A 20418-nucleotide genomic window follows, 5' to 3' on the forward strand; every position below is an offset into this window, starting at 1 on the left:
CACGCTCGATCTCAAATGCGCCTGGCGCCCCGGCCAGGCAGATGTTACAAGTTACCAATGCAACTTGCATAGCGCGCAAGAGCATGAATTAAGGGTATGAATTTACTCGCCCGTATATTCCAGCAGGGCCAAGTAGTCAGCGCGGTCGGCCTTGGCCCACTGCTTGACGCCTATGTCAGACAGAATGCCTGCAGACTGGCTGTTCATGGCCAGAAGTGATTCGGTGAGTTTGGCCACAAGTTCTGGTGGTGCTTTGGGTGACGCCAGTACCGACCAGTTGACCACCGGCTGCGTTTCGCCAATGATGCGCCCCCCACCATCCTTCCACTTTTTGGCAATAGTTGGATTGACCACGCCGGCCTCAGCCAGGCCGGCGTTGATCTGTGCGGCCACCGTATCCTGGAAGCGGGTATGTGACATGTAGGGTTCGCGCATATTCGTGCGGCGTATTTCGGCCTTAGCCACAGCAGTGGTAGCGGAAAACTCGTCGGGCAGCAGCAGTTTCCTGCCGCCGAGTTGTGAAAAGTTCTGGATTGGGGAATCCTTTGGAACAATAAATGCGGCCTTGTAGGGCTCTGGCCGGCGCACCAGTGGCTGGTAGCCGTGATCTCGCACGAGCTTGGACAACTGGTTGACCGATTTGCCAAAAATCAACAGCGGCTTTTGCTCCGACTGTGCTTGTTGCACGAAGCGCCGGATATCGATGATGGGGTCTACATAGACCTGCTTGTTGCGGATTTGTGCGGCCATGTAGTCGGCCCAACTGCGGTAGCGCATGGCCAGCATGGAAATGCTGAAGTCCGCTGTCATGGCTTCGTTGACCAGCAGGCGCCACTGGTCTGCGCCGGACTGCTGCGCCCGGACAATCGGGGTGTTGCACAGGGCGGCGGCTGTGACGCTGCGCAGGACGGTGCGCCGGCTTATGGCGGTCTGGCAAAGGGTCTGATTCATTTCATCACCTGTAAGCGTTGGGTTGGAGTACTAGGGTGCCAAACTGGCCGTCGACTTACCGGGAGCCTGCTTCTCCCAGGCTTGCGCGGCTTCCAGGGTCATTTTGAAAGCGGTGGCGCTTTCAAGAAGCCATTTCTTGTTCTCGGGCGACAGGGCATAGTTAAGCCTGAACTCATCCAGCGGCATACGGTCTTCTTTGACTGCCTTGATCAGGCGGTCGATCTCTCCGGCTGCGTGAGCGGGTGTTGATAGCAGCACCAGACGGCTCATCTTGTCCGGGTTGTTGGGCACGTGGCAGCTTGTGCACTGCGACTCGCGCATCTGCAGCGCAAGGTCGCGGTACTGGCGATCGATGGATTTGATATAGGGGTTCTCGGGGCGGTAGAGGCCGTCAAAAAGGGTCACTGCTGGCTGTGTATTGCCCTTTTCGTCGGTCCACAGCCAAGGCCCTTCATACTTGGCATGCTTGATTGGTTGCACCGGTAGCAGCATCGGCGTCGACGCGCGGTCGGTGAACTGCGCTGCACGGATCTTGCCCGTCTCCGGGTTTATCCAGAGCATGAAAGCATTGGCGTTTTCATACATCGCCCATTTGCTTTCGTCATGCCAGAACGGGTAGGGGAACTGCCCCGGCGCCAACCGGTTGCGAAAAGCCGCTTCCAGCTCGATCCGGAACATCTTCTCCTCCGGCACCCACTCCACTTTGTGGCGCCCATTGAACATGAAGAGTGGCGCGTACATGCTGGTCCAGATGTCCGGCGCGAACTGGGTCAGGTTGGTCTGGCGCAATGTGGCGTTGGCCGTCTTGCTCTGCCGGCCCCACAGCACAATGCCGGGCAGATGAGAGCGCAGGGCGCTTGATCCGAACAGCCCTTTGCGGCAAGTGTTGTAGGCCCCGGTATCCCCCGCAGATGCGAGAGGGCAATGCGAGGCCAGGTCCGCGGCGATATCTCGCGCCGTTTGCTGAATCGCAGGCGGCACGCCAATTGGATCTGGCGATTGCAGGTTGGGCAGGGAGACCGCCGCGGCGGCAATCCCAAACCCGCAGAGGAGGGCCGCCACTGCGACTCGGATGCTGTGAGATTTGTAATGCGTGTCGAACATTTCCCTCACTCCTTCGTGTAATCCAACAAGTCAAGATAGTCCTTGCGCTCGGCCGCAGCCCATGCCTTGACGCCGATGGCGGCAATGACCGTGGGCGCCTGGCTGTTCATGCTGAGCAGCGCTTCGCGTAGTTGCTGCACCACCTCCGCCGACAGACTGGGTCCTGCCAACACAGACCAGTTGACCACTGGCTGGGTCTCGGCCAGCATGCGGCCGCCTTCTTCTACCCATTTGCGGGCCGTGGTCGGGTTGACCACACCCACTTGGGCCAAGCCGGCCTTCACCTGCTGGGACACGGCTTCCTGGTAACGGATATGCACGATGCTCGCATTGACGTTTTGCCGCCGTAGCTCAGCTTTGGCCACGGCACTGGTCGCTGCGTATTCGTCGGGCATGATGATTTTTGCGCCTTTCGCATCCGAAAGGTTCTTCATCGGTGAAGCCTTGTCGACGATGAACGCGGCCTTGTAGGGGTCAGCACGTCGCACTACGGGCTGATAACCGTCATCCCGCACCAGCTTGGCCAGCTGATTGACCGACTTGCCAAATATCAGCTCTGGTTTGGACTGGCCTTGTGCCAGCGTCATGAAGCGCTTGATGTCTACAACGGGTTCCAGTCCGATGGACTTTCCCTTGAGGTGCGCTTCCAGGAAATCTGCCGTAGGACGGTAGCGGCTCGTCAGGATGAAGATGTTGGTGTCACCCGTCACGGCCTCGTTGATGACCATGCGCCATTGACTGCTTGCGGCTTTCTTGCTGGCGCCGGGGCTTTGGGCCCATGCCGGCACAACCGGCAGCAGGGCGCCAACACCGAGTGAAAGTAAGGTTCTACGGTCAAATGGGGTGAGTAGGCCGTGAGGGCGCGGATCGTGGTCAGGACGTTTCATGCTGGCTGGTTTCCTCGTCATGCGCCGGGGAGGCATGCGTAAGGAGAGTCTAGGAGCGCGCCAGTACGGGCACAAATTGCTGCGATGCACCTTCCCCTGTCAGATCTGACAGGGTCAGCAGCTAGACACTCCAAGTGACGATACAACTGCTAACGTCAAAAGCAATTCGATACCTTTTTTGGAGGAGGTGAGTGATCGCGTTTTCGCGAAGCCCGGACGTATCTGCGCTAAAACGGCTGCAGGACGATATCCTGATCAACTGTCAGAAATTCAGGTAACAAACGTAAAGCGAAGCCAACCAGTTGGCTTGCAGCAACGGCCTCAGGCGTTCAGCGCTTCCAGCAACTCGGTTTCAATGGCGATTTGCGCCTTGTTTTGCTGCAATTCGGGGCCATCGATCAGGAAGGTATCTTCCACACGCTCGCCCAGTGTGGTGACCTTGGCAAGCTGCAGGTTGATGCGGTGGCGGGCCAGGACTCGCGCAATCAGGTACAGCAGGCCGGCGCGGTCGCTGGCCGATACGCTGAGCAGCCAGCGCTGGGCTTTTTCGTCCGGCTGCAGATCCACCCGTGGTGCAATCGGAAAGCTTTTGACGCGGCGTGATACGCGGCCCTTGCCGGGAGGAGGCAGCGGGCCCGGCTCTTCAATGGTTCGGTCCAGGTCAGCCTCGACCATGGCGGCCAGCTCTCGGTAGTGGTCGACCAGCTCGGGACTGACCACCTGGAAGGTGTCGAGCGCATAACCGTTTTTGGCGGTGTGAATCTTGGCATCCAGAATGCTGAAACCTGCCTGGTCAAAATAACCGCAAATGCGGGCGAACAGGTCCGGTGCGTCAGGCGTGTACACCAGCACCTGCATGCCTTCGCCGGCCGACGAGCGGCGCGCACGCACGATGACCTTGGCCTTGCCCACGTAGCGCGACAGCTGCCGGGCGTGCCAGGCAATGTCGGCTGCCTCATGGCGCATGAAGTAACTCACGTCCAGCGTATCCCACAGCGCCTTGTGGGCCTCGAATGGCTCGGCATGCAGCGCCAGCGTGGTCAGGGCCTCGCGCTTGCGGGCCTCCACCTCGGCATCGGCGTCAGGTGCGCGCCCACCCAGCACGCGCAGCGTGTAGCGGTAGAGGTCTTCCAGCAGCTTGCCTTTCCAGGCATTCCAGACCTTGGGGCTGGTGCCCCGGATATCGGCCACCGTCAGCAGGTACAGGGCGGTCAGGTAGCGCTCATTGCCTACCCGCTTGGCAAAGGCGGCAATCACGTCGGGGTTGCTGAGGTCTTCCTTTTGGGCGATCCTGCTCATGCTCAGGTGCTCACCCACCAGAAACTCGATCAGGCGGGCATCCACAGCGGCGATGCCGTGCTGGCGGCAGAAAACGCGCACGTCCTTGCAGCCCAGTTCTGAATGATCGCCGCCACGCCCTTTGGCAATGTCATGAAACAGTGCGGCGACGAACAGTATCCAGGGCTTGTCCCATCCTGCCGCAAGCTGTGAGCACATGGGGTATTCGTGCGAGTGCTCGGCCATGAAGAAGCGCCGCACATTGCGCAGCACCATGAGGATGTGCTGGTCCACGGTGTACACGTGGAACAGGTCGTGCTGCATCTGCCCGACGATTTTGCGGAATATCCATAAATAACGGCCCAGCACGGAGGTCTGGTTCATCAACCGTATGGCGTGCGTGATGCCTTCGGGCTGCTGCAGTATGCGCCGGAAGGTGTCCCGATTGACGGGGTCGCGGCGAAACTTCGCGGTCATCACGCCACGGGCGTTGTACAGCGCCCGCAGAGTGCGTGCCGACAGCCCCTTGATGCCGACGGTCRTCTCATACAGCAGGAAGGTTTCAAGAATCGCATGCGGCTGGCGCACATACAGGTCATCGCTGGTCACCTCCAGCATGCCGGCCTTGTCGCAGAACCGCTCGTTGATGGGCTGCAAGGGATAGGTGTTGGGGTTCAGGCGCTCTTCAATGTTGAGCAGCAGGATCTGGTTGAGCTGGGTCACCGCCTTGGCGGCCCAGTAGTAACGGCGCATCAACGCTTCGCTGGCGCGGCGTGGCAGCCTGCTGCCATCGTCGGCGTGGCTTGAGTAGCCGAAAGACTCCGCAACAGCCGTTTGCAGATCGAACACCAGGCGGTCTTCGCGCCGTCCCGAAATAAGGTGCAGGCGGGCGCGTATCAGGCTCAGCAGCGCTTCATTGGCCTTGATTTGCCGCACCTCGAAGGCCGTGGCGAGGCCGCTACGGGCCAGATCATCCCACGATTTTCCGAGACCCGCCGCCCGCGCAACCCACAGCACCACCTGCAGATCCCGCAAGCCTCCCGGCGACTCCTTGCAATTGGGCTCCAGGGCGTAGGGGGTGTTTTCAAACTTGTTATGGCGCTGACGCAATTCCAGTGTTTTGGCCACATAAAAGGCCTTGGGGTCGAGCACCTCGTTGAGCTGTTTTTGCAGCCTCAGAAAGTTCTTTTTTGAGCCGGCAACCCGTCGTGCTTCCAGCAGGGAGGTCTGCACGGTGACATCCTTGGCGGCCTCTTCCACGCAGTCGGCCACGGTACGCACGCTGGAGCCGATTTCAAGCCCGCTGTCCCAGCAGCTGCTGATGAAGTTTTCCACTTTGGCTTTGAGGGCCGCATCTTCCTGGGCATTGGCGTCGTCCGGCAGCAAAAGCAGGACGTCCACATCGGAGTGGGGAAACAGCTCGCCCCGGCCAAAACCACCGGCCGCCACCAGGCAGGCCGTGGCCGGGAAGCCGGCACGCTGCCAGAGCAGCTGCAGCGTGGCGTCTGTGTGTTTAGCCAGTTTTTGCAGCAGGCTGTGAATGCCGCGGGATGAGGCGCCGCTGCCGGCCAGCGACGCGAGGAGGGCTGTCTTGCCCGCGCGGTATTGCTCCCGCACCTGAAGCAGTTCACTCATGGGTAGGGAACGGGGTCATCAAGGTGCGCAGGACAGGCTGACACGAGCCGGCTCAGGCGCTGACCAGGATTTGTGCCGGATTGTTTTGAGCCAGAAAATCTGCGACAAACGCAGGAATGGGCGGGCTGCCTGCCGAGAGAGTCAATACCTCGTAACCGGTTTCGGTAACGAGGATGGTGTGCTCCCATTGGGCTGACAGTGAATGGTCGCGCGTCACGATGCTCCAGCCGTCTTTTTCCGGGCCGTCCTTGATGTCGCGTTTGCCGGCGTTGATCATGGGCTCGATGGTGAACGTCATGCCCGGCTTGAGCTCCTCCAGTGTGCCGGGGCGGCCATAGTGCAGCACCTGCGGCTCTTCATGGAATTTCTGGCCGACGCCATGCCCGCAGAATTCGCGCACGACGGAAAACCCCTGTTTTTCTGCATAGGCCTGGATGGCAAACCCGATGTCCCCCAGGCGCACGCCTGGTTTGACGCGCATGATGCCCTGCCACATGGCCTCGTAGGTGACCTTGCACAGCCGCTTGGCCGCGATCGACGCCTCGCCGATCAGGTACATGCGGCTGTTGTCTCCGTGCCAGCCGTCCTTGGTAATAACGGTCACATCGATGTTGACGATGTCGCCTTTTTTCAGCGGTTTATCGTTGGGGATGCCGTGGCAAACCTGGTGGTTGACGGAGGTGCACAGCGATTTGGGGTAGGGCACGTAGCCGGGGGGGCCGTAGCCCAGGGTCGCGGGAATGGTGCCCTGGACCTGGGTCATGTAGTCATGGGCCAGCCGGTCGATCTCATTGGTCGTCACGCCGGGTTTGACGAAAGGCGTGAGGTAGTCCAGCACCTCGGACGCCAGCCTGCCGGCCAAGCGCATGCCCTCAATACCCGCAGCATCTTTGTACGTAATACTCATGTTTCTGATTATCCCACCGGTCCGTGCCATGGGTATGTATGGGTATTCTTGCGGAATTGAACGGGAAATGTGGCGAGACAAAGTGAACGGTAAAGGAGGGGGCTATTGGGTCAGACTGCGGGTCTGGCGGTGTCCGTCCATGAAAGTAGCCCGTTCATTCAGCACAAACCGAGTCGCTGATAAAATTACGGGTTAACGCGTAACCGGCAAACCCTAGCGATTGCAGGTGGTGTTAAACCCCCACAAAAACAGCCTATGAGCTGCCCACCTCCCACTACAAGGCCACCACTACCGTGACCCTGCACCTGACGACTTTTGAGGGCGAACCCCACGGGATCAACGCCCTGAGCGACTTCCGCGTCCAGCAACTTCTTCCCCGCCTGCAAGCCATTCACGACAAGATCGCCGGCATCAGTGCCCGGTTTGTGCACCTGGTGGCCACCGAGGCGCCGCCTTCGGACGCACTCAGGACCCGGCTGGCGGCCTTGTTGACCTACGGCGAGCCTACAGCCTCAGTCAAGGCGGTTGACACCGCGCTGTTCATCGTGTCGCCGCGTTTCGGCACGGTGTCCCCCTGGGCCTCGAAAGCCACGGACATCGCCCACAACTGCGGGCTGGCCGTCAAGCGCATCGAGCGCCTGACCGAATACCGCCTGCACCTGAAATCGGGCCTCTTGGGTAAGGCCAGCCTCACCGATGCCCAGCGCGAGCAGGTTGCGGCACTGCTGCACGACCGCATGACCGAAAGCGTGATGTTCGACCGGGCGCAGGCGGCAGGCCTCTTCACGGAACTGCAGGGCGAGGCGCTTCAGACCATTGACGTGCTGCAGGGTGGCAAGGCCGCGCTGGAGCGCGCCAATACGGAATTCGGCCTGGCACTCGCCGCCGACGAAATCGACTATCTGGTGAATGCCTTTACCCAGCTCAAACGCAACCCGACCGACGTCGAGCTGATGATGTTTGCGCAGGCCAACAGCGAACACTGCCGGCACAAAATTTTCAACGCCGACTTCACGATAGACGGCGTGCCGCAAGAGAAAAGCCTGTTTGCGATGATCCGCAACACCGAAAAGCTCCATCCCCAGCACACGGTGGTGGCCTATTCGGACAATGCCTCGGTCATGGAAGGGTCCAGGGTCCAGCGGTTTTATGCAAAATCGGCCTCGAGCCCAGAAAACACCAAGGATGAAAGCTATCAAAGTTATAGCGCCACCGACGATGTGCTGATGCACGTGCTGATGAAGGTCGAGACGCACAACCACCCGACGGCGATCTCGCCATTCCCTGGCGCCTCGACCGGTGCTGGCGGCGAGATCCGCGACGAAGGCGCCACCGGCCGCGGCTCCAGACCCAAGGCCGGCCTCACGGGCTTCACGGTCTCCCGTCTGTTTGACGGCGATTACGGCAAGCCGGAGCACATCGCCAGCCCGCTGCAGATCATGACCGAAGGCCCGCTGGGCGGTGCGGCCTTCAACAACGAGTTTGGCCGGCCCAACCTGGCCGGCTATTTCCGCGAATACGAGCAAACCCTGGGCGGCCAGCGCTGGGGTTACCACAAGCCCATCATGATCGCCGGTGGCGTCGGCACGATTGACGCGGGCCTGACCCAAAAGATCCAGTTTCCTGCCGGCACGCTGTTGATCCAGCTGGGCGGCCCTGGCATGCGTATCGGCATGGGCGGCAGCGCGGCCAGCTCCATGGCCTCCGGTGCCAATGCGGCGCAGCTCGATTTTGATTCGGTGCAGCGTGGCAATCCCGAAATCGAACGCCGTGCCCAGGAGGTCATCAACCAGTGCGCCCAGCTTGGCGCGGCCAACCCCATCCTGGCCATCCATGACGTCGGTGCCGGGGGCCTGTCCAATGCGTTCCCCGAACTGGTGAATGATGCTGGCCGGGGCGCCCGTTTTGACTTGCGTGCCGTGCCGCTGGAAGAAAGCGGACTGTCGCCCAAGGAAATCTGGAGCAATGAAAGCCAGGAACGCTATGTCATGGCGATCGCGCCCGAGTCGCTGGCGCAGTTTCAGGCCTTCTGCGAGCGCGAGCGTTGCCCCTTTGCCGTGATCGGTGTTGCCACCGACGAACCGGTATTGGTGGTGGCGGACAACGAAGCGGCCGCGCGCCGCGCCGCGCCGCCCCAAGCAAGCGCAGCCCCCTCGGGGGGCAGTGAGGACACGACAGTGCCGAACGTGGGGGCTTCATATCCTCCAGTCGACATGCCGATGAACGTGTTGCTGGGCAAGCCACCCAAAATGCATCGCGACGTGAAAAGCCTGACACGCAGCGTCAAGCCGATTGACCTGACCGGTGTGGACCTCCAGCAAAGCGTCATTGCCGTGTTGAGCCACCCCACGGTCGCTTCCAAGCGCTTTTTGATCACGATTGGCGATCGCACCGTGGGCGGCCTGACGCACCGCGACCAGATGGTGGGCCCCTGGCAGGTGCCGGTGGCCGACTGTGCGGTCACGCTGGCCGATTACCGGGGTTTTGCCGGTGAAGCCATGAGCATGGGTGAGCGCACCCCGCTAGCCGCTGTCAATGCTGCGGCTTCGGGCCGCATGGCTGTCGCCGAGGCCATTACCAACCTGCTGGCCGCGCCGATCGAGTTGCCGCGCGTCAAGCTCTCTGCCAACTGGATGGCTGCCTGCGGCGAGCCGGGGCAGGATGCGGCGCTGTACGAGACCGTCAAGGCGGTGGGCATGGAGCTTTGCCCGGCCCTCGGCGTGTCGATTCCCGTCGGCAAGGATTCGCTGTCCATGCGCACGGTCTGGAGCGGGGACCAGGCAGGCGGTGAGCGTAAAAAAGTGACCTCACCGGTGTCACTGATCGTCAGCGCTTTCGCAACGCTGGCCGACGTGCGCGGCATGCTCACGCCCGAGCTGAACACGGCAGAGGCAGATACCTCGCTGATCCTCATCGACCTGGGCAAGGGCCAAAATCGCATGGGTGGCTCCATCCTGGCGCAAACCCTGAATCTTGAGGACGGCGCGGTGCCGGACCTGGACGACCCGAAGGATCTGGTCAACCTCGTCAATGCGATCAACGCGTTGCGCAAACAAGGCCGGATTCTGGCCTACCACGACCGTAGCGATGGCGGCTTGCTGGCCTGCTGCTGCGAAATGGCGTTTGCCGGCCACGTGGGCGTGTCGCTGAACGTGGACATGCTGCTGGTCGAGGGTGACGGCATTTCCGACAGCCGCATGGACATGGGCGACAGCAAGAACTGGGCAAGCCAGGTCGGAGTGCGCCGTGAAGAGCTGACGCTCAAGGCCCTGTTCAATGAAGAGCTGGGTGTGGTGATCCAGGTGTCCACCGACGTTCGCAACGAGGTGATGCAGACCCTGCGCGAGCACGGCCTGTCCAGGTTCAGCCATTTCATCGGTAAAACCCGCCCGCAACATGCTTCGCTGGAAGTCGGCAAGGGTGAAGTGCAGGTCTGGCGCGACACCAAGGCGGTGTTTGGCGCCAAACTCCAGGACCTGCAGCAAGTGTGGGACAGCACGAGCTGGAAGATTTGCCAGCAGCGCGACAATCCGGCCTGTGCCGATGCCGAACACGCTGCAGTTGGTGATCCAGCCGACCCGGGCATGCATGTGCAGCTGACGTTTACGCCTGAATCCCGCGCGCCCGGGCTGATGCTCACGCGTCCCCGCGTCGCAGTGCTGCGCGAGCAGGGGGTCAACTCCCATGTGGAAATGGCCTATGCCTTCACCGAAGCGGGCTTCGAGGCGTTTGACGTGCACATGACGGACCTGCAAAGCGGCCGCGCCCGGCTGGCGGACTTCCAGGGCGTGGTCGCCTGTGGCGGTTTCAGCTACGGCGACACACTCGGTGCCGGCATAGGCTGGGCCCGGTCCATTACCTTCAACCCGGTACTGGCCGAGCAGTTCAAGGGCTTTTTTGCACGGCCGGATACCTTTGGCCTGGGCGTGTGCAATGGTTGCCAGATGTTTGCGGAACTGGCCGACATCATCCCCGGCGCGCAGGCCTGGCCCCGCTTTACCACCAACCGGAGCGAGCGCTTTGAGGCGCGCCTGTCCATGGTGGAGGTGCTGGATTCGCCAAGCCTGTTCTTCAAGGGCATGGCCGGCAGCCGCCTGCCGATTGCCGTCGCGCATGGCGAAGGCTATGCCAATTTCGCTTACCGCGGGGACGCCGGCAAGGCGATTGCAGCCATGCGCTTCACGGACAACCACGGCCGGGCGACCGAAACCTATCCGGCAAACCCCAACGGCAGTGCCGGTGGCCTGACCGCCGTGACGACGGCCGACGGGCGGTTCACGGCCATGATGCCGCACCCCGAGCGGGTGTTCCGCAACGTCCAGATGAGCTGGACCACGGGCGACAAGGGCGAGTTCAGCCCCTGGATGCAGCTGTGGCATAACGCGCGCCGCTGGGTCGGGTAATGGTGTGGTGAAACAAAAAACGCGGCCTTGAGCCGCGTTTTTTTTGAGATGGCGCGCAACGCGCCGGAGCGTCAGCTGACGCTTATTCGATCTTCGCTTTTTTACGCAGGTCTTCCTGGAAGGTGGCCAGCTTCTGCTGCTGCATCTGCTGGGCGATTTGCGGTTTGACTTCTTCAAACGAAGGCAACTGGGCGCTGCGGATGTCGTCAACGCGGATCACGTGGTAGCCGAACTGCGACTTCACCGGCGCATCGGTCAGCTGTCCTTTGTTGAGCTTGAGCAGCGCCTCGCTGAACTCAGGCACATACCCCGACGGATTGGCCCAGTCGAGGTCACCACCCTTGGCTCCTGAGCCTGGATCCTTGGACTGTTTCTTCGCAATGTCTTCAAACTTGCCGCCTTTTTTCAGGCTGGCAATGATGGCCTTGGCTTCGGCTTCCTTTTCGACCAGGATATGGCGGGCCTTGTATTCCTTGCCGCCGTTGGCTGCGGCGAACTTGTCGTACTCGGCCTTCAGATCAGCTTCGGTCACCGGGTTTTTCTTTTGATAGTCCGCGAACAGTTCACGGATCAGGATGGTCTGGCGCGCCAGTTCCATTTGCACCTTGAAATCTTCGCTGGCGGACAGTCCCTGCTTTTCAGCCTCCTGCATGAACACCTCACGCGCAATGACTTCCTCGCGCAGCTGGTTTTCCATGTCGGGGGTCACCGGACGGCCGGAGCGGGCAATTTGCTGGGCCAGCGAATCAAGACGCGCCTTGGGGACTGCCTTGCCGTTGACGATGGCGACGTTCTGCGCGAAAGCGCCTTGCGCGCCCATGGCCAGCAGCCCTGCAACGACGGTAGCCAGTAAAAATTGCTTTTTCATGATGTATTGGTAATCCTTGATGACGCTTGGTGAATGGTTTGGATCTTGGGCGGAGTTGATTGCCGGCGGTTACGGGTTTTACAGCACATCCACCGGGGGGTCAGTTTTCAGTTTCAATCAACAATCTCAATGGCCAGAGCATGAAGGCCCTGATCGATGAAATTTTGCATTGCATCATACACAAGCCGGTGGCGCGCCACGCGGCTCTTGCCTGCAAACGCGGGGCTGGCAATGCGGACGCGAAAGTGTGTGCCAAAGCCCTGTTCATTGGCCCCCGCATGGCCCGCATGGGCGGCGCTTTCGTCCAGCACTTCAAGGTGCGTGGGATGAAGCTGTTCCCTGAGCTGCAGTTCGACGTCTTGCACGCGGACGGGCAGTGGCCGGCTGGCGGGTATAGCTACGCTCATGGCGTGGTGCCCGGTTTGATGTGCTTGTTGAGGTAAATCGCCTGGGCAAGCACAAACACCATCATCAGCCCCAAACCGCCGAACAGCTTGAAGTTGACCCAGGTGCTGGTGGAGAAATTAAAGGCCACCCAGAGATTGAGAAACCCCATCACGGTGAAAAAGCCGACCCAGCTGAAATTGACAATGCGCCAGACGGAGTCAGGCAAAGCCATTTGCGAGCCCATCAATGACTTGATGCCGTTTTTCCGGAATACCAGCTGGCCCACCAGCAATGCACCGCCCATGACCCAGTACAGCACGGTCGGCTTCCATTTGATGAAGTTCTCGCTGTGAAAATAAATAGTGGCGCCGCCCAGCATAGTGACCAGGCCCAGGCTGACCCACAACATGGCGTCAACCTTGCGACCACGGCCTTTCAGCCAGAGAATTTGTGCGAAGGTGGCGACAATCACGACGACCGTGGCCAGAAGCACGGGCGCTTCGGCAGGCCCGACCACACCGCCCGACACCATGAAGCCCAGCCATTGGGTGGCCATGGTGGCGGCCCAGTCCCTGTTGCCTTCCGCGAACTTGAACATGCCAAAGAAAAGGGCAATCGGCAAAAAATCGAAGAGAATTTTCATAGGGTGATTATCGCGGGTGATAGGTATTCATAGTGGCCACGCTGGGCGAGTCAACAATTTTCCGCCGGGCCGCCCCAAGGAAAATTAGCCCCCTTGGGGGACAGAGGGTTACACGCAGTGAGCGACCTTGGGGGCCCATCACTTTGGCTTGAAATCCAGCGAAGCAGAGTTCATGCAGTAGCGCAGGCCGGTCGGGGTGGGGCCGTCGGGAAACACATGGCCCAGATGCGCGCCGCAGTTGGCACACACGGTTTCGGTGCGCGTCATGCCGTGCGCGCGGTCCACATGCTCTTCAATGGCGCCCTTCTTTAATTCCTGGGAGAAACTGGGCCATCCGCAGCCTGCGTCGAACTTGCTGGACGAGTCAAAAAGCTCGGCGTCACAGCAAATGCAGCGGTAGGTTCCCTGCGCATAGTTATCCTCGTACTTCCCGGTAAAAGGGCGCTCGGTGGCGGCGTGGCGAGTGACCTCGAAGGCAACCGGCTCGGCGCCTTTTTCCGCCAGCAAGGCCTTCCATTCGGCGTCTGTTTTCTGGATTTTGGTGCTCATGGGTATCCTGCGTTGAGGGTGTTACGAACTGCAACTTATTTCAATGGACGAAGCCCAGTCCGGCGGAAAATCGGCAAAACTCTCATGGCCCGGCTGTTCATCAAATGGGGCCTGGAGCAAGCCGAGCAAGGTGTTGACACCGGAAAAGTCTTTTAGTTTCGCCGCGCGTATGGCTTCCTCGCCCAAATGGTTGCGCAGCACGAACTTGGGGTTGCTTTTCAGCATCAAATTGGCCCGCGCCCCTTGGTCCACGCCGGCTACCCGCGCTGAATACTGCAGGGCCCAGGCGTTGAAGGATTCGCGGTCAAAAAACAGGTCCCGCACCGGCTCATGACCGCTCTGCGGAGTAAAGCCGCATAAACGGCGCCAGAAAATCGTGTAGTCCACCTTGTTGGCGGCCAGCAGTTTGAAGGTGCTTTCTATCAATTCCCTGTCGTCAGCTTGCGCCTCGTCCAAGCCCAGCTTGTTGCGCATTCGGGCTTCCAGGGCTTGGGGAAACACGGTTTTGTAGGATTCGAGTGCGGCCAGCGCCTGTTCCTGTTCTTCGATCAGCGGCAACAAGGCCTGGCCGAGGCAAAACAGGTTCCAGTAAGCGATGTTGGGCTGCTTGTTGTAGGCGTAGCGGCCCTGGGGGTCGGAGTGGTTGCAGATGTGGCCGGGGTCAAACGCATCGAGAAACTGGAAGGGGCCGTAATCGATGGTCAGGCCCAGAATGCTCATGTTGTCGGTGTTCATGACGCCATGGCAAAAGCCCACCGACTGCCATGCGGCCATCAGGTGTGCGGTGCGTTCGCTCACGGCTTCAAGCAGCGCGGCATAAGGCTGCGTTGCTTCACGGCAAGCCGGGTAAAACCGGTCAATGACGTGGTCGGCCAGCACCTTGAGCCGGGCATGCTGGTTGCTGTAGCTGAAATGCTCGAAGTGGCCAAAACGGATGAAACTGGGCGAGGTCCGCGTCACGACGGCGGCTGTTTCGATTTCTTCGCGGCGCACCGGCGCATCGGAGCCGGTCACGCAGAGTGCCCGGGTGGTGGGTATGCCGAGGCCATGCATGGCTTCAGAGGCCAAAAATTCGCGAATGGAACTGCGCAGCACCGCCCGGCCATCGCCCATGCGGGAGTAAGGTGTGCGGCCTGCACCCTTGAGCTGGATTTCCTGCGTGCCCGCTGGCGTTTGAAGATCGCCCAGCAAAATGGCCCGGCCGTCTCCCAGTTGCCCGGCCCAAACACCAAACTGGTGGCCGCTGTACACGCTGGCCAGGGGCCGGGATCCTGCCATGCCGCGGTTGCCGGTCAGCACCTCAAGCGCCTCCGCAGATTCCAGCCAGTGGTCTTCCAGGCCCAACTCACGGGCCAGCGACTGGCTGCGACTCACCCAGTAAGGCGAAGGCAGAGGCGAGGGCTGGAGTTCGGTGTAAAAACCAGGGCCCAGCCCGGCAAAACTATTGAGCCATTTCAGGCCCAACCCGGCGGGGCTCTGTGGGTCGAAAGGGGTTTCGGCAGGGGCTTCGATGGCATCGGTCATGACCCTATTGTCTTATCACGCCAGCAGCCCTGCAAAGCGGGGGTTAAACCGTCCTGTCGGCTGGCCGAACGGCGCAGGACGCCAGCGCCTGCTCATCCAGTATGGCCACGCGACCGAACTCGAGCGACACCAGCCCTTGTGCCTCCAGGGTCTGCAGCGCGCGGTTCACGGTTTGCCGTGACAGTCCGGCGAGGTGTCCCAGCTCTTCCTGCGAGAGCAGGAGCTTGCGCCGTCCCTGCCAGAACACACGGCTCAGATAGAGGGCCACGCGCTGCTCGGGGGCGCGCAGGCGGCCTGCCTCGATGATGGTCATGGCCTGCCCGAGGCGCCGGTTCAGGTGGGCCACCAGAAAGTGGTTGAACGGCAGGCTGCCTGCAAGCAGTTCGTTGAATTGGGTGCGCGGCAGGCACAGCAGCGTGGTGTCGCGCAAGGCAATCACGTCGTAGCGGCGCGGCTCCGTTTTCAGCGTCGAACCCTCGCCGAACCACTCGCCGTCAGGCACGCCCAGGAAGGCCGACACCCGTCCTTCAGATGACATGCTTTGCAGCTTCACCAGCCCCGACAGCACGGCATACCAGCCCTTGACGGTCTCGCCCGCCGCCAGCAGGACATCACCTTTGCGCCCGGCTATCGTGAATGTCCGCTCAAGCAGCCGGGTCTGTGCGTCGGCTGGCAGGTCGGCAAACCAGGGCTGGCCGCTGAGGAAGTGGTGGTGGGCGAGGGCAGCTTCAAAGGGCATGGCTTTGATTGTCCACCACCCTTGAGGTGCGGAGCCCGCCGGTGGCGAAGCCTGAATGGCGAGTAGCCGGTGCGTTCGCCAAGCCGGGTATGTACCTAGAAACTGTCGGGAGCACGACAACAGTTGCATCTTCGGTCTCGCAGGCCGACAGTAGGGCATTGCATAGGAAGGTGAGGGCCTGGTGTCCTTGACTGACGCGGATGCGGATGCGGATTTTCCCGGGGCGGCTCTGGTGGCCTGCGCGCTACCATGCAATCACGAGACATGTAGATTTAGAAAACTACCCGGCGGGGCAAGAAAGGAAACAGACGATGTTAGGTTTGATGCAAAGCCAGCCATTGCTGATCTCATCACTGATCGAGTTTGCGGAGCGCCACCATGGCGACGTTGAAATTGTGTCACGGCGGGTGGAAGGTGACATCCATCGCTACACCTGGCGTGAGGTGGCGGCCCGCGCCCGCCAGGTGGCCGGTGCGCTGGACAATATGAAGCTGCTGTTCAGCGATCGTGTTGCCACGCTGGCCTGGAACGGCTACCGGCATCTGGAGCTGTATTTCGGCGTCAGTGGTTCAGGCCGAGTGCTGCACACGCTCAATCCACGTTTGCACCCCGAGCAGATTGCCTGGATTGCAAACCACGCTGAAGATCAGGTGCTGTGCTTTGACATGAGTTTTTTGCCTATCGTCAAGGCCATCCACGGCAACTGCCCCACCATCAAGCAATATGTCGCCTTGTGCGACGCCGACAAGCTACCGGCCGACAGCGGTATTCCGAACCTGGTGAGTTATGAGGCCTGGATAGCCGCGCAGTCCATCGATTACCAGTGGCCGAGCTTCGATGAAAACTCGGCTTCGAGCATGTGCTACACCAGCGGCACCACGGGCAACCCCAAGGCCRCCCTCTACAGCCACCGCTCGACCATCTTGCATGCCTATGCGGCGGCACTGCCCGATGTGATGTGCATGAGCGCGCGCGATTCGATTCTGCCCGTGGTGCCGATGTTCCACGTCAATGCCTGGGGCATTCCGTACTCGGCCGCGCTGACCGGCGCCAAGCTGGTGTTTCCCGGCCCGGGCCTGGATGGCAAATCCGTCTATGAATTGATCGAAGCGGAAAAAGTAACCTATGCCGCCGGTGTACCCACCGTGTGGCAGATGATGCTGGGCCATATGAAGCCGGCCGGCCTGAAATTTTCAACGCTCAAGCGCACCGTCATTGGGGGCTCGGCTTGCCCGCCCGCGATGATTCATGCCTTCCAGGAAGACTACGGTGTCGAGGTGCTGCACGCCTGGGGCATGACGGAAATGTCCCCGCTGGGAACCTTGTGCACGCTGAAGAACAAACATCTGTCAATGCCCAAAGAAGAGCAGATGAAGATACGCCTGAAGCAGGGCCGGGCCATTTACGGTGTGGACATGAAGATCGTCGGCGAGGATAGCAAGGAGATCGCCTGGGACGGAAGGGCCTACGGTGACCTGTATGTGAAAGGCCCATGGATCGTCGGTGAATATTTCAAGGGCGAGGGCGGAAACCCTCTGGTTGACGGCTGGTTTCCCACCGGTGATGTGGCCACGATTGACCCTGACGGCTACATGCAAATTACTGACCGTAGCAAGGACGTGATCAAGTCGGGTGGCGAATGGATCAGCTCGATTGACGTGGAAAACATTGCGGTGGCGCATCCGGCCGTGGCCATGGCCGCCTGTATCGGCGTTCCCCATCCCAAATGGGATGAGCGGCCCATCATCGCGGTGGTCAAAAAACCGGGCATGGACGTCACGCGGGAAGAGCTGCTCAGGTTCTATGACGGCAAGACGGCTAAATGGCAGATTCCCGACGACGTGGTGTTTGTCGATGCCATTCCGCTGGGCGCGACCGGAAAGATGCTCAAGACCAAACTTCGCGAGCTGCTGAAGGACTACAAGCTGCCAACACTTTGACCTTAGTCGCACGCGTGACATTGGCTAGGGCATTCCCTGACGCAGTGCAGCATTGTTTGCCCTAACCTTTGCCCGTTCGCTGCTGATTTGCAGTTGATTTGCAGTTGATTTGATTCGTAATTCAATAAATTTTCAGGAGACAAGGGATGACAACCCAGCGCCATTTTTTTCGTCGGCATTTTGGTTTTGCCGTGGCCGCATCGGCCATGCTGTACAGCGGCCTGGCACTGGCTCAAGCACCTGCCAAGCCTGCCGTCAGTCCTGCCAAGGCGGCTGCACCTGCGCCGGCAACCACAACTGCTGTGAATCTCAACCAGACGGTCAAGGTGGCCTGGATTGATCCACTGTCCGGCCTGATGGCTGCGGTGGGTACCAACCAGCTCAAGAGCTTTCAGTTCCTGGCTGAGCATTTCAACAAAAAGAACAAGGCCGGCGTCAAGTTCGAGATCATCAGCATCGACAACAAGCTCAGCCCGCAGGAAACGACCAATGCGCTGAAGTCCGCGATTGACCAGGGCGCGCGCTACGTGGTGCAAGGCAATGGCTCCGGCCCGGCACTGGCCATCATCGATGCGCTGTCCAAGTACAACGAGCGCAATCCGGGCAAGGAAGTGGTCTACCTGAACTATGCCGCGGTGGACCCGGACCTGACCAACAGCAAATGCGATTACTGGCACTTCCGCCTGGATGCCGACACCTCCATGAAAATGGAAGCGCTCACAGCCTTCATGAAAGACCAGCCCGAGATCAAGAAGGTCTACCTGATCAACCAGAACTATGCACACGGTCAACAAGTTGCCCGGTTTGCCAAGCAAAACCTGTCGGCCAAACGCCCGGATATCCAGATCGTCGGTGAGGACCTGCACCCTCTGGCGCAGGTGCGCGATTTCGCACCGTACATCGCCAAAATCAAGCAGTCCGGCGCTGACTCGGTCATCACCGGCAACTGGGGCTCAGACCTGACGCTGTTGATCAAGGCCGCCAACGAAGCGGGTCTGAACAACGTCAAGTTCTACACCTACTATGGCGGGGTATCAGGTACACCTACGGCCATGGGGGCAGCATCGGCCGGCCGCGTCTACCAGGTGTCTTACAACCACTTGAACATGGGCGGTGAAACCCAGCAAATTCTGGTCGACTACAAGAAAAAATTCAATGACGACTGGTACACCGGTGCGGTCTACCACGCCTTTGCCATTCTGGTGGAAGCCATGGCCCAGACCAAATCCACGGAGCCCGCTGCCGTTGCCAAGGCCATGGAAGGCATGCGCTTCAAGAGCTTTAATGGCGACGTTGAAATGCGCAAGACAGACCACCAGCTGCAGCAGGGTCTGTTTATCTCGCGGTGGGAAAAGGCCGGCGGAAAATTCCCCTACGATGCCGAGAGCTCGGGCTACACCTTTGTACCGATCAAGTACTACGAACCCTACGTGGCCAGCACCCCGACCTCCTGCCAGATGAAGCGTCCTTCCTGATGCGTTGATGGACTGAGGTCCTGACATCCAAGGCCAAGGCCCGACCAAACCTCGGGCCTTTTTCTTTACTTTTTACCCGGGGCTGCTACCGATGAACCTGGAGTTCTTCACTATCTCGCTGCTCAATGGCCTCAGTTACGGGCTGCTGCTGTTCATGCTCAGCTCCGGGCTGACACTGATCTTCAGCATGATGGGTGTTCTTAATTTCGCCCATGCGTCGTTTTACATGGTGGGGGCGTACGTCGCCTACAGCACATCGCAGGTCATAGGTTTTTGGTGGTCCTTGCTGGTGGCACCCTTGCTCGTGTTTGCGATGGGCGCCGCCTTTGAGCGTTTCTGCCTGCGCAGGGTACACAAGTTCGGCCATGTCCCTGAGTTGCTGGTCACCTTTGGGCTGTCTTACCTGTTGCTGGAGCTGGTCCAGCTGGTCTGGGGCCGTTCGGCCGTCAACTATCTGCTGCCCGAGGGCCTGCAGGGGCCGCTGTTTACCGTGTTCGGCACCAACTTTCCCAAATCCCGCGCCTTCATCATGCTCATCTCCATGGTCATGCTGGCCAGCATCTGGCTGCTGCTGACGCGCACCCGCATCGGGCTGGTCATCCAGGCCGCGCTCACACATCCGGAAACCGTTGAAGCGCTGGGCCACAACGTGCCGCGGGTGTTCATGCTGGTATTCGGCGGGGGCGCAGCGCTGGCCGGCCTGGCAGGGGTCATTGGCGGCAATACCTTTGTCACCGAACCCGCGATGGCCGGTTCAGTGGGGGCCATCATTTTTGTGGTGGTGGTGGTGGGCGGCATGGGCTCGCTCAGCGGCGCATTTCTGGCGTCATTGCTGATCGGGTTGATCCAGACCTTTGCGGTTGCCATGGACCAGTCCCTGATCACCTTGCTCGCCAAATTCAGCTACGCCGTAACGCCGGACACCTTTGGCTATCCGCTGCTCAAGCTCAGCATTTCGCAGGTCGCACCGATTCTGCCCTTCCTGTTCCTGGTGCTGATCCTGATCTTCCGTCCCAAAGGCCTGCTCGGCACGCGAGAAGGATAAAAAAATGTTTACCCCCACGTTTGCGGCGTTGCCGCTGCACTGCCCTCCGAGGGGGCCGAGGCCTCCTTGGGGCGGCCCGGCGG

Annotated in this window: 15 protein-coding genes; 4 read left to right on the top strand and 11 right to left on the bottom strand. The window is 60.4% G+C overall.

The features are described 5' to 3' along the window. Nucleotides 1-102: 102 nt before the first annotated feature. The 5 genes from AC1DUR_RS12970 to map all read right to left on the bottom strand — a co-directional run bounded on the left by AC1DUR_RS12970 (nt 103) and on the right by map (nt 6762). Nucleotides 103-951 (bottom strand): phosphate/phosphite/phosphonate ABC transporter substrate-binding protein, encoded by an 849-nt coding sequence (locus tag AC1DUR_RS12970; protein WP_477718126.1) that lies wholly within the window; start codon nt 949-951, stop codon nt 103-105. Between the two features lie 30 nt (nt 952-981). After that, entirely contained in the window at nt 982-2055 is a 1074-nt protein-coding gene (locus AC1DUR_RS12975; RefSeq protein WP_477718127.1) for a hypothetical protein, read from the bottom strand. Between the two features lie 5 nt (nt 2056-2060). Beyond that, nucleotides 2061-2942, bottom strand: a complete 882-nt coding sequence (locus tag AC1DUR_RS12980; RefSeq protein WP_477718128.1) for a phosphate/phosphite/phosphonate ABC transporter substrate-binding protein — start codon at nt 2940-2942, stop codon at nt 2061-2063. Nucleotides 2943-3263: 321 nt separating this feature from the next. Further along, a complete protein-coding gene (locus tag AC1DUR_RS12985) occupies nt 3264-5855 on the bottom strand; it encodes a [protein-PII] uridylyltransferase (RefSeq protein ID WP_477721656.1) in 2592 nt (863 codons plus the stop codon). Nucleotides 5856-5907: 52 nt separating this feature from the next. Next, complete coding sequence (gene map / locus AC1DUR_RS12990; RefSeq protein ID WP_477718130.1) at nt 5908-6762, bottom strand: type I methionyl aminopeptidase; 855 nt, start codon at nt 6760-6762, stop codon at nt 5908-5910. 293 nt (nt 6763-7055) lie between these two features. Here map and purL point away from each other — a divergent pair, with 293 nt between their 5' ends. Then, a complete protein-coding gene (purL, locus tag AC1DUR_RS12995) occupies nt 7056-11165 on the top strand; it encodes a phosphoribosylformylglycinamidine synthase (protein WP_477718131.1) in 4110 nt (1369 codons plus the stop codon). Between the two features lie 82 nt (nt 11166-11247). Here purL and AC1DUR_RS13000 read toward each other — a convergent pair whose 3' ends face one another. From AC1DUR_RS13000 to AC1DUR_RS13025, 6 genes are all read right to left on the bottom strand, one after another. Then, the gene (locus tag AC1DUR_RS13000; protein WP_477718132.1) at nt 11248-12033 is read right to left on the bottom strand and encodes a peptidylprolyl isomerase; all 786 of its coding nucleotides are present in this window, start codon (nt 12031-12033) and stop codon (nt 11248-11250) included. Between the two features lie 113 nt (nt 12034-12146). Then, the gene (locus tag AC1DUR_RS13005) at nt 12147-12440 is read right to left on the bottom strand and encodes a BolA family protein (RefSeq protein WP_477718133.1); all 294 of its coding nucleotides are present in this window, start codon (nt 12438-12440) and stop codon (nt 12147-12149) included. Continuing rightward, nucleotides 12437-13063, bottom strand: a complete 627-nt coding sequence (locus tag AC1DUR_RS13010; protein WP_477718134.1) for a septation protein A — start codon at nt 13061-13063, stop codon at nt 12437-12439. The genes AC1DUR_RS13005 and AC1DUR_RS13010 overlap by 4 nt, the downstream gene beginning before the upstream one ends. A 138-nt stretch (nt 13064-13201) precedes the next feature. Continuing rightward, nucleotides 13202-13612, bottom strand: a complete 411-nt coding sequence (gene msrB / locus AC1DUR_RS13015) for a peptide-methionine (R)-S-oxide reductase MsrB (protein WP_477718135.1) — start codon at nt 13610-13612, stop codon at nt 13202-13204. 21 nt (nt 13613-13633) lie between these two features. Beyond that, entirely contained in the window at nt 13634-15136 is a 1503-nt protein-coding gene (locus tag AC1DUR_RS13020; protein ID WP_477718136.1) for a protein adenylyltransferase SelO, read from the bottom strand. A 43-nt stretch (nt 15137-15179) separates the two neighbouring features. Continuing rightward, nucleotides 15180-15875 carry a Crp/Fnr family transcriptional regulator gene (locus tag AC1DUR_RS13025; protein WP_477718137.1) on the bottom strand — a complete coding sequence of 232 codons (696 nt, stop codon included), beginning with the start codon at nt 15873-15875 and terminating at the stop codon, nt 15180-15182. Nucleotides 15876-16186: 311 nt separating this feature from the next. Here AC1DUR_RS13025 and AC1DUR_RS13030 point away from each other — a divergent pair, with 311 nt between their 5' ends. From AC1DUR_RS13030 to AC1DUR_RS13040, 3 genes are all read left to right on the top strand, one after another. Then, entirely contained in the window at nt 16187-17815 is a 1629-nt protein-coding gene (locus AC1DUR_RS13030) for a 3-(methylthio)propionyl-CoA ligase (RefSeq protein ID WP_477721657.1), read from the top strand. Between the two features lie 146 nt (nt 17816-17961). Next, nucleotides 17962-19290, top strand: a complete 1329-nt coding sequence (locus AC1DUR_RS13035; RefSeq protein WP_477718139.1) for a branched-chain amino acid ABC transporter substrate-binding protein — start codon at nt 17962-17964, stop codon at nt 19288-19290. 91 nt (nt 19291-19381) lie between these two features. Beyond that, complete coding sequence (locus AC1DUR_RS13040) at nt 19382-20335, top strand: branched-chain amino acid ABC transporter permease (RefSeq protein ID WP_477718140.1); 954 nt, start codon at nt 19382-19384, stop codon at nt 20333-20335. The last annotated feature ends 83 nt before the right edge of the window (nt 20336-20418 follow it).

It is taken from the genome of Polaromonas sp. P4_F4 (assembly GCF_056401355.1).

Bases quoted from the DNA above. Each gene is read 5' to 3' on its own strand.
- AC1DUR_RS12975 (WP_477718127.1), bottom strand. From the start codon at position 2,055: ATGTTCGACACGCATTACAAATCTCACAGCATCCGAGTCGCAGTGGCG.
- AC1DUR_RS13035 (WP_477718139.1), top strand. From the start codon at position 17,962: ATGACAACCCAGCGCCATTTTTTTCGTCGGCATTTTGGTTTTGCCGTG.
- AC1DUR_RS13005 (WP_477718133.1), bottom strand. From the start codon at position 12,440: ATGAGCGTAGCTATACCCGCCAGCCGGCCACTGCCCGTCCGCGTGCAA.
- AC1DUR_RS12980 (WP_477718128.1), bottom strand. From the start codon at position 2,942: ATGAAACGTCCTGACCACGATCCGCGCCCTCACGGCCTACTCACCCCA.
- AC1DUR_RS13040 (WP_477718140.1), top strand. From the start codon at position 19,382: ATGAACCTGGAGTTCTTCACTATCTCGCTGCTCAATGGCCTCAGTTAC.
- map (WP_477718130.1), bottom strand. From the start codon at position 6,762: ATGAGTATTACGTACAAAGATGCTGCGGGTATTGAGGGCATGCGCTTG.
- AC1DUR_RS13025 (WP_477718137.1), bottom strand. From the start codon at position 15,875: ATGCCCTTTGAAGCTGCCCTCGCCCACCACCACTTCCTCAGCGGCCAG.
- AC1DUR_RS13000 (WP_477718132.1), bottom strand. From the start codon at position 12,033: ATGAAAAAGCAATTTTTACTGGCTACCGTCGTTGCAGGGCTGCTGGCC.
- AC1DUR_RS12970 (WP_477718126.1), bottom strand. From the start codon at position 951: ATGAATCAGACCCTTTGCCAGACCGCCATAAGCCGGCGCACCGTCCTG.
- msrB (WP_477718135.1), bottom strand. From the start codon at position 13,612: ATGAGCACCAAAATCCAGAAAACAGACGCCGAATGGAAGGCCTTGCTG.
- AC1DUR_RS13010 (WP_477718134.1), bottom strand. From the start codon at position 13,063: ATGAAAATTCTCTTCGATTTTTTGCCGATTGCCCTTTTCTTTGGCATG.
- AC1DUR_RS13020 (WP_477718136.1), bottom strand. From the start codon at position 15,136: ATGACCGATGCCATCGAAGCCCCTGCCGAAACCCCTTTCGACCCACAG.